The sequence below is a fragment of the Pseudomonas sp. Irchel s3f7 genome (assembly GCF_900187615.1).
In the GTDB taxonomy this organism is placed as follows: domain Bacteria; phylum Pseudomonadota; class Gammaproteobacteria; order Pseudomonadales; family Pseudomonadaceae; genus Aquipseudomonas.
The window spans coordinates 1-11,296 of record NZ_FYDO01000040.1 but is presented as its reverse complement, the minus strand read 5'-3'; the positions used below and the strand labels follow the sequence as shown (position 1 = coordinate 11,296).

Here is an 11,296-nt window from a genome sequence, read left to right as displayed (position 1 = left end):
GCACTGCTCAGCGATCAAGCATAGTTAAGGCTCAGTCATTCTGCTTTCGTCGTTTTGGCTGATTTGCTGCTGTAATACGTGCTCCAGCTCTACCATGGCGCGCTCAAGGGTTTTTCTGTATTTGGCTATTTCTTCATCATTGAAAGCCCCATGGCAGGCGGCTTCGAGCGCCTCGCAGCTTTCGATCAAGCGGGAGGCTTGTACGATGCGGGCTGCGCCTTTGATTTTGTGGGCGATGTCGAGCAATGCCTGTGTGTCCCCGGGCGGTGAGAGTGACCGCAGTGTTTGCAGGTCCTGACGATTGCTGTCCAGCAGCTCGGTCAGCAAGCGCCTGTCCAGCGCCGGGTTGCCTCCCGTCAGCAGGTGTAACCCCTGCAGACTGAATGCCGGCTTGCCGATGCCCGGTGTAACCCCCTCAACCCATTGACTCAAGGCATTCAGACTGAGGGGCTTGAACAGACAGTCATCCATTCCGGCTTGTTTACAGCGTTGTATTTCTTCGGGCTGGGCGTTGGCGGTGAAGCCAAGAATGGTGCAGGGAGGACGCCGGTGTTGGCGCTCATGCTGACGAATGGCGCGGGCCAGCTCGTAGCCGCTCATGACAGGCATGTTGCAATCGGCAATCACCAGATCATACGGCCCGCCGTTCCACACCTCGAATCCTTCCCGGCCATCCATCGCGACGCTGTACCGATGCCCGAGAAACTCCAGCTGCTGGCACATGAGCAAGCGATTGGCCGAGTGATCATCGACCACCAATACATTCAACGGGGCTTTGGCGACATTGATTTTTACCTCGGCCACTGGCGGTACATGCTGCATAGGCTGTGAATCAAGCAGGAGCGATACTTCGACCTGGGTTCCGACGCCAGGCTGACTGCTCAGTTGCAGGGTGCCGCCCATCATTTCGCACAGATTTCGGCTGATCACCAGGCCCAGCCCGGCACCTCCCCTGGCAGACTGTGCGGCGTTGTCGGCCTGGGCGAAAGGTTCGAACAGGCGCTGTTGATCCTGATCGGTAATGCCGATGCCACTGTCTTGGACATGTAAACGCAGCAGCACCTGATCGGGCTTCGCAGTGGCGTGCAGTTCGACGATCACTTTGACCTGGCCCTGCTCCGTAAACTTGATGGCATTACTGATCAGGTTCGACAGCACTTGCTTGAAGCGCAAAGGGTCGAGCAGAACATCGACTGCCGGACTGGTCGGATGGAACGCCAGTGAAAGCTCAAGCTTCTTCTGTCGAGCCAGACCTTCGAAAATCCGCACCACCGACGCCACGAGTTCCCCGGGATTGACACGCTCCGGGCTCAGGCTCAGGTGCCCGGATTCAATCCGGGCGATGTCGAGAATGTCGCCGATCAGATCCAGCAAATCCTTCGCCGAGTTGTACGCGACATCGATGGCCGGGCGATCCGGGTGCTGCTGGTCTATGCGCTTGAGGGTCAATTCGAGCATGCCGATGATTGCATTCATCGGCGTACGTATTTCATGGCTCATCGTTGCCAGAAACGTGCTTTTGGCGCGGTTCGCGTCATCGGCACGCTCTTTTGCACACCGTAGGTCATCGAACAGTTGTCGCCGCTCACTGATATCGATCCAGCCTCCGATGATGCCTTGCACTTCACCGCGCGAATCCCGGTAGGGAAGTATCCAGTGATAAATCGTCAACCGCCGGCCACCGATGTGCAGCTCGCGATCGACAATCAACGGTCGTCCTTCGGCAACGACACACTGGTAGTCGGCCTGAAACTCCCGGGCTTCGAACACATTGCTGATGTTGCCGTGCATGACGCTTTTTCCAATGACGTCTTCGCGTTTGGCGCTGAACGCTTGCAGGTAGCTGTCGTTGCAGCTTTGCAGCAGTCCCTGGCGATCGCGTACGTAAATGGGGTGAGGGGTGCCATTGACCAGCGACCGCATGAACTCGAACTGGTCGCTCAGTGCGCGCTCGGCGGCTTTGCGCTGTTTGATCTGGCGCCGCATGTAGTCATTCCAGGCAACTGAAATCAGCAACAACACACCCGCACCGATTACAATCTGATAGAACAGCCGGTGATAGTTGCGCGAGGTGCTTTGCGAGGAGGCTGAATAACCCCGCCAGCGGCTGTTGATGATGCCCAGCTCTTCGGGTGCGATGCTCAACAGGGCCTTTTCGAGGATGGCGTTCAGCTCCTTGGCGTCCGTCGCGGTGGCGAGGGAAAACGCAGCCTGTTCGGTGCCGATGGTGGTACTGATCTGCAATGTGTGTTCGAACAGTTGTGACGAGATGAAATAGTTGGCAATGATCAGCGAGTTCACCGCCCCTTCGGCCTGCCCCTCGGCCAGCATTTCCACGGCACTGAACGTGTCCGGGGTTTCGATCAGTTTGATACGGGGAAACTCCTTGCGCAGGTAACTCATGAGCGGATTGCCACGAGCAATGGCCAGACGCTTGTCACCCAGTTGCGAAAGGTTGGTCGGGCTGCCGGCGGCTTTACGGGTTAACAGGACGTAGGAGTTCTCAAGAAACGGGCGGGTAAAGTTAAGCGTGGTTTGGCGTTGGGTGCTGGGGAGCAGGGCGGCGATCACATCGGCCTGGTTGTCTTTGATTTGTTCGATCATCTCTTCATCGCTTCGGCTGCGACGGATATCAAAGCGCAAACCGGTGCGAAGCCGGATCAATTCGAGCAGGTCCGCCGTGACGCCGCGAAACTTGCCGTCACTGTCAAAAAACGTCAGCGGAGCAAAGGCTTCATTGACCACTACACGTACGATTGGATGTTGCGTCAGCCAGCGCTCTTCACGGTCGGTCAGTTGCAGTTTTTGGTCCGTCAGGAGAATGTCACTGCCCGCGCTCCAGCGTTTGGCGATGTTTTCCCGTTCGCTGGCGGGGATGGCCGCGATCAGCGTGTTGATGATGCCGAGCAATTCCGGCTGATTCTTGCGTACGGCAAAGCTGAACCCATGGGCTTCATGTTTGCCGAAGTTGGCCATGCGGATATTGTTCAGGTAGCCCTTGTTGATCATGTAATGGGTTGAAATGGTATCGCCCAGGAAAACGTCTGCCTGGTCGAAGGCTACGGCGTTGATCGCATTCTGGTAAGAAGGATACGACGTGATAATTGCCTTGGGGTACAAGGCCTTGACCTCCGACAGCGGCAAGTAGTGGTACACCATGCTCAACCGCAGACCCGCAAGACCTTCGGTCAGGGACCGGGTTTCGCCTTCGCGGGTCACCAGGACGGGTTGGTCTACGGCATAGGGCGTGGACAGGACGATGTCGGCATGGCCCGCTTCGAATCCATTGGCGGTGCCGAGCAGATCCACTTCGCCGTTCTCGAGCGCCGCGATTGCCGCGCCTCGGGATTCGAAGCGCTGAACCTTGATGGGCAATCCGGTTACCTTGCCCAGGATGCCGGCGTAATCAGCGGTATACCCTTCGTAGTCGTGACGGCTGGTGGTCAGGTCAAAGGGTGGATAATCCGGGGCGGATGTTCCGAGGCTCAGTTCACGCTTCTGTTTGAGCCATTGCAGTTGTGATTCATCCAGTCGAACTTCCACATGCCCGGCCTTTGAACGACTGAGCAACGTGTAGTTCTCACTGGTCTGTGCCGCGGACGCTGAAGCGCTGAGGCATAAACCCGCTATCACCCGTATCAAATAATCCTTTAAACGACTGGGCATCCAGGTTCTCACACAAGTGCGTTACGTTTTGCCATCTCGATGAGTTCAACCAGAGATTGGGCCTTGAGTTTTTGCATGAGTCGTTTTTTATAGGTGCTGACGGTCTTGTTACTCAGGAACATACCTTTGGCAATTTCCTTGTTGGTGCGCCCTTGTGCAAAAAGTTGCAGAACCATCAGCTCCCGGTCATTCACTGATTTGAAAAGTTCCAGTTCTGCGCAACGCTCATCATCGCCACGAACGGGATTCAGAGCTTCGCTTGGGAAGTAGTTGTAACCTGACAGGACCGCTTTTATCGCACTGACCAACTCACTCAGGTCCTCTTGTTTACACACATATCCGGAGGCTCCTGACTGCATGCAACGGATACCGAAAAGTGTTGGGCATTGTGCTGTCAGTACCAGTGTTTTAATTGGAGTACTCATGGCGTTGAAACGGGAAAGCACTTCCAGGCCATCCAGCTTGGGAATGCTGATGTCGAGAATCACCAGGTCAGGCATGCATTCGCGAACCATCTGCATGGCATCGACCCCGTTGTCAGTTTCGCCGACAACTTTGAAACCTTCGTGTTCCAGTAACATTCGAACGGCAAGGCGGATGACGGGGTGGTCGTCGACAATAAAAACGGAGTTCATAATCAAATCCCATGCGAGCTCAAATAAAGCGCGCACCTTAGCTCAGATAGTTTGGGTCACGTATGAACTGACTGAGCTGTAGCAGCAATATAGGATAAGTCCTACGTATGAAAGAGAATCGGACTACGCGATGATTGGTTTTTTTATAAGATATCTTGAAAGATCAAGCTGTTTAGTTGTGGTCCCTGATGTCTTTTTTCGTAAGTTTTATAAAGCGTGTTTATCTGGTTTTTTGATGCTTTTTTATAGAGATGCCAAGGTCAACAAGTTTCTGAATTCTGTTTGTTTCAACGGTTTTGTCAGGTATCCCAATAATGGCAATCCGTGTTGAGTCGCTTTTTTTTCCAGCCCGTCCAGTTCGATAGAGGTCAGGCTGCTCAGAAGAATGGCCTGTCTGATCATTCCACGGTGACTGGCGAACTGCACCAGATCAAGACCTGTCAGGTCAGGTAAACATTGATCACATAACAGAATGTCGAAAGGTTGCACGGCTCCGAGCATTTCATCCACGGCGCCTTTGGCGCTGTCCGTGGCGGTTAGTTGGGTGAAGCCATAACTTTCAAGCAAGTATTGAGTCGCTCTGAGCTGGAAGGGGTGGTCTTCCACCAGGAGAATGCGTAGATCGTCTTTGGCCATGGAACACTCTTCATCTGTCGAGCAGAGGGATATAGATTGTTCCGTGATAAACACAGACCTGGCGATCAGTTTGCTCAGCGTGTGCTGTAGGGCGATTCCGTGAGCCTTGAGTGCACTTGGGTTTGGAAGGGGGGATCAGCCATATCGGGTGGCGAAATGGCTGATCAACCGATACACGATCAGTGGCTGGAGCGACCGGTCATTTCCAGTGCCATGTCACTGGCGTAGCTGTCGGTCATGCCGGCGATGAAATCGATCATGCGCAGAAATGACGTATGCAATGGACCGTGGGGATCGGGTGCATTGTTGCCCAGCAAGTCGAGGATACGACGGCTTTTGAAGGACGGCGTTCGACCATTGTGCTGTTCCAGCGCCGCACCGCAGAAGGCATTGAGCAGGATTTCCAGGGTGGTATAGGCGCCGATCTCATGGAGGGTTTTGCGCTTGTCCTGGAAAATTTTCTTGCGCGCCATGTCCTTGGCATTCAGGACACAACGCTTGGCGGGGCCATGCATGTGCTCAACCAGATCACCTGCAAGCGTACCGGCCAACAACGCCTCTTGTTGCTCCACAAAGGCGCGGGCTGCCGCATTGGTCAGGTGTTCAATGGCCTTGCCGCGCAGGATCGCCAGTTTGCGTCGCCGTGAATCGTTGGGGCCGAGCTGGCGATAGGTTTCTGGCAGATCATCGCCGACCAGGTTGAGCAACAGGGACTCGACCTCGGCGTACTCCAGCAACTCCATTTCCAGACCGTCTTCCAGGTCGATCAATGCGTAGCAGATGTCATCGGCGGCTTCCATCAGGTACACCAACGGGTGGCGTGCCCAGCGTTGATCCTCCAGTTGCGGCAGACCGAGTTTATGGGCGATCTGCTCCAGCAGTGGCAGCTCGCTCTGATAGCAGCCGAATTTGTGCTTCTTGTAGCCCAACGAATCTGCGTGCTTCGCCGTCCATGGATACTTCAGGTAGGTGCCCAGCGTCGCATAGGTCAGGCGTGTGCCGCCGTCGAACTGGTGATACTCCAGTTGCGTCAGTACCCGAAAGCCTTGTGCGTTGCCTTCGAAGTTCAGGAAATCGTTGCGTTCGGCTTCGCTCATTGCATCCAGCCAGCCACGGCCGGCGGCTTGTTGAAACCAATGGCGGATCGCGTCCTCACCGGAGTGGCCAAACGGCGGATTGCCAATGTCATGGGCCAGACAGGCCGATTGCACCACCATGCCCAGATCGCTCGGTTCGCACCAGTCGGGCAGGGTGCTGCGAATGGTTTCGCCAACCCGCATGCCCAAAGAGCGCCCCACACAACTGACTTCCAGCGAATGGGTCAGGCGCGTATGAATATGGTCGTTGCTGGTGACCGGATGGACCTGGGTCTTGCGTCCGAGGCGGCGGAACGCGCCCGAGAAAATGATGCGATCGTGATCTTTGTGAAAAGGACTGCGGCCGAGTTCTTCAGGGCTGTGCAGCGGTTTTCCGAGGCGTTCGCGGGTAAGCAGGGTATGCCAATCCAAGGCGGGGTCTCTCCGTTGCGTGACTGATGGCCTAGCTTCCCGTTTCGCGCAGGGACCTGCAAGCGGAACGAAAGCCCGGCAGCATCGATATCGATGAGCAGTAGGTATTTGCCATTGGATCTGAGCGCAGGATTGCCTCCCTCGATAGAGAAAGGCATCCCGTTATTGCCAAAAAAACGACTGATCAGTTTTTTCGCGACGAGCCCTGCAGGATCAGTTTGATCAACGGAGCCAGCGTGGTGCCGAGCCGGACCAGTCGGGTGAGGCTAGCGATGCCACCGCCGTTTTTTGCGCCCTTGCCGGTTAGAAAACCCAGCAAGGTGATAGCGGCCACACCCCAAAGCGGCGCGTGTTTGATACCTAAACCCTCCTGCAGGTTCTGCGTCATCCCGCGCACACGCTGCAGGGGTTGCAGCAGTTGCCGGGATTCGTGACGGATTTCCTGGCGATGCATTTCCATGCGCAGGCGAATCAGTGCCTTGCGCATTTGCGCGCGTGAGCTGTTGCGTGGCAATTCAGGCAGGCTCATGGCAGCAGGCGCTCCCGATCATTGGCCAGCTCTTCAAGCGTGCCATGGAAGGGTGAGGACTCATCGTAAATCGCCGATTTCAGGCGTATCCCGCAAAAGATCGCCGCGAGTGCGTAGAACACGCAGAGCCCGATGATGGCTGGCAGACGATAGGTGTCCCAGAAAAGGATCATCACCAGAGCCGACAGCCCTACCAGAAACAGCAACGCAAACACCAGCGCCAGGCCTGCGAACAGTAACAGGCTTACGGTACGGGCCTTTTGTTCCTGCAGTTCAATGCCGAACAGTTCGACATGGCTGTGCAGCAATCCGAGGAATGCGGCACCCAGGCGCCGCGAGCTTGTGCCCGTCGCAGACGAGCCGGCTTCATCGATAGCCATATCAGCGGCGGCTGGCCAGCAGGCCAATCAGGAAACCCACACCCGCCGCGATCCCGACGGATTGCCATGGGTTGGCCTGGACATACTCTTCAGTCGCGCTGACAGCAGCCTGGCCGCGTTCGCGCAGGGAGTCTTCGGTCAGTTTCAAGGTTTCGCGGGCGCGCAACAGACTGTCGTGGATCTGCTCGCGCAACTCATCAGCCTGATCACCGGCCAGGGTCGCGGTATGTTCCAGCAGCCGTTCCGTGTCGCTGACCAGCGTCTGGAAGTCGGTCATCAGGATTTCTTGAGCAGTCTTTGCCTTGGTGCTGGCCATGGGTGATCTCCATATAGGTGGCGTTCTGAAGCGTTCGAGTATGAGCCTTCGGCGAAGGTTCAGTACAAATGACTGGTACAACTTTTGCTATGTCATGGTGCGTCATTCTGAGCCCTGCGCTAATGCCGGGCAGGATTTCGGTAGAACCGTAACACCAATATTCAAAACGTCGTGCAAGTGTTCGGGACGTGTTTTGCCTTGACACCACTCGTGCGCCAAATCGGTTCAACCGATGCGGCGAACTGATCTTCGAAGCTGCAACTTGGTGCATGGACAGCCCACGCGAACTGCTTTGGTGCTTTTTCTTACCATAAGGTCTGCCAACCCATGGAAAATCTGCAAAGCGCTGTGGACAGCCTGATCCATAGCTCCAATACCCTGTTTATTCTGATCGGCGCGGTCATGGTCCTGGCCATGCACGCCGGTTTTGCCTTCCTGGAAGTCGGGACGGTCCGACAAAAGAACCAGGTCAATGCGCTGTCGAAAATCCTCAGCGACTTCGCCGTGTCGACCCTTGCCTATTTCTTTATAGGCTATTGGATTTCTTATGGGGTGAACTTCATGCACCCGGCGGCCGAACTCAACGCCGATCACGGCTACGGGCTCGTGAAATTTTTCTTCCTGCTGACCTTTGCGGCGGCGATCCCGGCGATCATTTCCGGCGGCATTGCCGAGCGTGCGCGGTTTGTGCCGCAGTTATGCGCAACGGTGTTGATCGTGGCGTTCATTTATCCGTTCTTTGAAGGCATGGTCTGGAACGGCAACCTTGGGCTGCAAGTCTGGCTGCTTGAGCGGTTTGGCGCCAGTTTCCATGATTTCGCAGGTTCAGTCGTGGTTCATGCCATGGGCGGTTGGCTGGCATTGGCGGCGGTGTTGTTGCTCGGGCCGCGCAATGGCCGATACCGGGATGGACGCCTGGTCGCGTTCGCGCCATCGAGCATTCCGTTTCTGGCCTTGGGTTCGTGGATCCTGATCGTTGGCTGGTTCGGTTTCAACGTGATGAGCGCGCAAACCCTGCAAGGGGTCAGCGGTCTGGTGGCACTGAATTCGTTGATGGCCATGGTCGGCGGCACGATGGCCGCGCTGATCGTCGGCCGTAATGACCCCGGTTTTTTGCATAACGGCCCGCTGGCGGGGTTGGTGGCGATCTGTGCCGGTTCCGATCTGATGCATCCTGTGGGGGCGCTGGTCACGGGGGCAATCGCTGGCGCGCTGTTCGTCTGGTGCTTTACCGCCGCTCAAGTCAAATGGCGCATTGACGACGTACTGGGCGTGTGGCCGTTGCACGGGTTGTGCGGCGCGTGGGGCGGAATCGCCTGCGGCATTTTCGGCCAGAGTGCCTTGGGTGGGCTGGGTGGAGTGAGCATGATCAGCCAGTTGATCGGCACGTCACTGGGCGTGCTGGTGGCACTGGTCGGAGGGTTCGCGGTGTATGGCGTGATCAAGGTGTTGACCGGACTACGCCTGAGCCAGGAAGAGGAGTATTACGGCGCGGACCTGTCGATCCACAAGATCGGTGCCGTGAGTCAGGATTGAGCGGCCCTGTGGCGCTTGTGATCAGGGTTCTATGGCTCGACGGTTTTTCGGAGCGAGCCTAGAATGATCACTCAATTTTCTGGTTGATCACTCATGCTTCCTGAATGTCAGTTGTTCGGCACCCTAGGGTGTCATCTCTGCGAAGTGGCCGAAGCCATGCTGATGGAGTTCGTCGAACGCGGACTGCTGGTGGAACTGGTGGATATCGCTGAAGACGAAACGTGGTTCGCAGCGTACAGCTTGCGAATTCCGGTACTTCGACGAGTGGATAACGGCGCTGAGCTTGGCTGGCCATTCAGTGCCGATCAGGTGGTGGCGTTCCTGCGTTAGGCGATTTCTGCGTTAGCGGTGCTCCCGCCTGTCGAACTTTGCGATGGTTCCCCTTGGCTTAACGGGTATTGTTCGGATACTGTATGCGTATACAGCTATTCGCAATGCCTGCCTTGCCGATCCTGATGTTCAGGTTTGAGCGGGCAGGTCCGGGTGTGAGAGGGATGAATCGTGGTCAATGTCGAACAATTGAAGAGCAGCGTGAACCGGATGTCCGCCGAGGTCGTGCACGAGGCCGTCCTGGAGTTGCGTCTGGACGGCCTCGTGACCGAAGGCAAGACGCCCTTCAATAAAACCCATTTCAACACCTGTTTTGCAGAAATCGAAGCGTTGTTCCAGCGCGCAGGCTATCACCGGCAATTGGATGTCGTTGGTTATCAGGGGTTGTTGTACGCCTTGTACGACCCAGCTCGCTGGGAGGCGGTCGATGTGCTGCGCTGGCTCAAGGAGTACACGGAGGCGGCGGCACTGAAGCAGATTCCGGCATGAGGATTCTCCGCTAGGCTCGGCCTCGGCGCTGTTGGATAATGCCGCTCTGCATTGAGGTTTAGAGCGTTCGTATGTCCACTTCATCTTTTTCCGCGGCACATAGTCAGGCCAGCACGCTTTACCTGCCGCCGGGCTCCTGGCTGACTGTACTCGATTGCCTGTGTGAGCACTTCAGCGCCATCGGCCGCGAACAATGGCTGGACAGAATCGCTCGTGGCCGCGTCCTTGATGGGCAGGGCCTGCCGATCGCTCTCGACCTGGCGTACAAGGAAGGTTTGCGGATTCACTACTTTCGAGAAGTCCCGGACGAAAAACCGATCCCGGTCATCGAATCAATCCTGTACGCAGACGAGCATCTGGTCGTGGCCGACAAACCACACTTTCTGCCGGTGACGCCGGCGGGTGAATATGTGGAGCAGACACTTCTCAGACGTCTGATCCGTCGGCTGGATAATCCGCATCTGGTGCCATTGCATCGTATTGATCGGCATACCGCAGGGCTGGTGCTGTTTTCCGCCAATCCGCAGACTCGTTCGGCTTATCAGTCATTGTTTCCGACACGGCAAATCGAGAAACGCTATGAGGCGATCGCCGGAGCATTGCCGGAACATGCTTTCCCATTGGTTCATAAAAGCCGACTCGTCGATGGCGAGCCGTTCTTCCGCATGCAGGAAGGGCCGGGGATCAGCAATACCGAAACAGCCGTCGAAGTCAGGGAGAAACACGGTGATCTGTGGCGCTACGGCCTGTATCCGGTGACTGGCAAGAAGCACCAGTTACGGGTGCACATGACGGCCTTGGGGGCCAGCATCTGCAACGACCCGTTCTACCCCGTGGTACTCAAGGATGCGCAGGATGATTATGCCAATCCACTGAAGCTGCTGGCGCAGGGGCTGAAGTTCGTCGATCCGGTGACAGGCCAGGAAAGAGCGTTCGAGAGTGAAATCATCCTGAATTGGTGATCAGGTCAATTTCCCCCAGACACGAAAAAGCCCGCGACTAGCGTAATGCTGTTCACTTAAGCATTTGAGCTCACGCGGGGCTTCCTAGAAAATCCGAGACCAGACCTCTGGTATCGGATTTTTTATGTCTGTTCAACAAGACCTGCTCGACCTCGGCGACCTTTTCAACTTCTCTGATCTAAGGAAATTCTGAAGAAGACTTCCTGATTTTGGCAAAATACCAGGACTCCACCCGCCGAGTTTTCCGATGAAACAGATGACCTTCGCTGACGCCGAGTACGCAGGCAAGCGTAAGCAGACCCGCAAAGA

General features: G+C 56.2%; 11 protein-coding genes. 4 read left to right on the top strand and 7 right to left on the bottom strand.

Annotated features, from left to right (window positions below):
• Nucleotides 1-24: 24 nt before the first annotated feature.
• From CKW19_RS26025 to CKW19_RS25995, 7 genes are all read right to left on the bottom strand, one after another.
• Nucleotides 25-3,666: a transporter substrate-binding domain-containing protein gene (locus CKW19_RS26025; protein WP_095061092.1), complete on the bottom strand. Its 3,642-nt coding sequence runs from the start codon at nt 3,664-3,666 to the stop codon at nt 25-27.
• A gap of 8 nt (nt 3,667-3,674) precedes the next feature.
• On the bottom strand, nt 3,675-4,301 hold the full coding sequence (locus CKW19_RS26020; protein ID WP_095061090.1) for a response regulator transcription factor: 627 nt from the start codon (nt 4,299-4,301) through the stop codon (nt 3,675-3,677).
• A gap of 243 nt (nt 4,302-4,544) precedes the next feature.
• Nucleotides 4,545-4,937, bottom strand: coding sequence for a response regulator (locus CKW19_RS26015; RefSeq protein WP_095061088.1), 393 nt, complete (start codon nt 4,935-4,937; stop codon nt 4,545-4,547).
• A gap of 179 nt (nt 4,938-5,116) precedes the next feature.
• Nucleotides 5,117-6,445, bottom strand: a complete 1,329-nt coding sequence (locus tag CKW19_RS26010; protein ID WP_095061086.1) for a deoxyguanosinetriphosphate triphosphohydrolase — start codon at nt 6,443-6,445, stop codon at nt 5,117-5,119.
• Nucleotides 6,446-6,629: 184 nt separating this feature from the next.
• Nucleotides 6,630-6,974, bottom strand: a complete 345-nt coding sequence (locus CKW19_RS26005) for a hypothetical protein (RefSeq protein ID WP_095061084.1) — start codon at nt 6,972-6,974, stop codon at nt 6,630-6,632.
• Complete coding sequence (locus CKW19_RS26000) at nt 6,971-7,354, bottom strand: phage holin family protein (protein ID WP_095061082.1); 384 nt, start codon at nt 7,352-7,354, stop codon at nt 6,971-6,973. The genes CKW19_RS26005 and CKW19_RS26000 overlap by 4 nt, the downstream gene beginning before the upstream one ends.
• Before the next feature lies 1 nt (nt 7,355).
• Entirely contained in the window at nt 7,356-7,670 is a 315-nt protein-coding gene (locus tag CKW19_RS25995) for a YqjD family protein (RefSeq protein ID WP_095061080.1), read from the bottom strand.
• Between the two features lie 327 nt (nt 7,671-7,997).
• Here CKW19_RS25995 and CKW19_RS25990 point away from each other — a divergent pair, with 327 nt between their 5' ends.
• From CKW19_RS25990 to CKW19_RS25975, 4 genes are all read left to right on the top strand, one after another.
• A complete protein-coding gene (locus tag CKW19_RS25990; RefSeq protein WP_095061078.1) occupies nt 7,998-9,206 on the top strand; it encodes an ammonium transporter in 1,209 nt (402 codons plus the stop codon).
• Nucleotides 9,207-9,299: 93 nt separating this feature from the next.
• On the top strand, nt 9,300-9,536 hold the full coding sequence (locus CKW19_RS25985) for a glutaredoxin family protein (protein ID WP_095061076.1): 237 nt from the start codon (nt 9,300-9,302) through the stop codon (nt 9,534-9,536).
• A 171-nt stretch (nt 9,537-9,707) separates the two neighbouring features.
• Nucleotides 9,708-10,025, top strand: a complete 318-nt coding sequence (locus CKW19_RS25980) for a transcriptional regulator (RefSeq protein WP_095061074.1) — start codon at nt 9,708-9,710, stop codon at nt 10,023-10,025.
• A 71-nt stretch (nt 10,026-10,096) separates the two neighbouring features.
• Nucleotides 10,097-10,987, top strand: coding sequence for a pseudouridine synthase (locus CKW19_RS25975; protein ID WP_095061072.1), 891 nt, complete (start codon nt 10,097-10,099; stop codon nt 10,985-10,987).
• Nucleotides 10,988-11,296: the final 309 nt, after the last annotated feature.